Source organism: Virgibacillus sp. M23, assembly GCF_034190895.1.
GTDB lineage: Bacteria > Bacillota > Bacilli > Bacillales > Amphibacillaceae > Virgibacillus > Virgibacillus salarius.
Genome location: NZ_JAWDHA010000317.1, coordinates 1 through 420 on the forward strand (window position 1 = coordinate 1; position 420 = coordinate 420).

Consider the following 420-nt stretch of genomic DNA (forward strand, 5'->3'; position numbering starts at 1 on the left):
CGGGAAGACCGGTTGGCCGCGTTTTTCTCCCGCTATTCGATTGCTGTCGGTTCAACAGGAAACCTGGGTTTAAGCATCGGCATCATTGGCGCGGCACTCGGGTTTCGCGTGACAGGGCATATGTCGGCCGATGCTAAGCAGTGGAAAAAGGATCTCCTCCGCCAAAAGGGTGTCACTGTTATGGAGTACGAAACAGATTACAGTGAAGCGGTGAACGAAGGGAGACGGCAGGCGGAACAAGATCCATTCTGTTATTTTATTGATGATGAACATTCTCGTCAGCTGTTCTTAGGATATGCTGTTGCTGCAAGCCGATTAAAAACACAGCTTGACAATATGAATATACAGCCAAGTCTCGAAACGCCCTTGTTTGTGTATCTGCCGTGCGGAGTCGGCGGAGGACCGGGCGGTGTAGCCTTT

General features: G+C 51.0%; 1 protein-coding gene. It reads left to right on the forward strand.

What is annotated here, in order from left to right:
- Positions 1-420 (forward strand): D-serine ammonia-lyase (locus tag RVS70_RS22745; protein ID WP_321135009.1); only part of this gene is annotated, 420 nt, incomplete at both ends.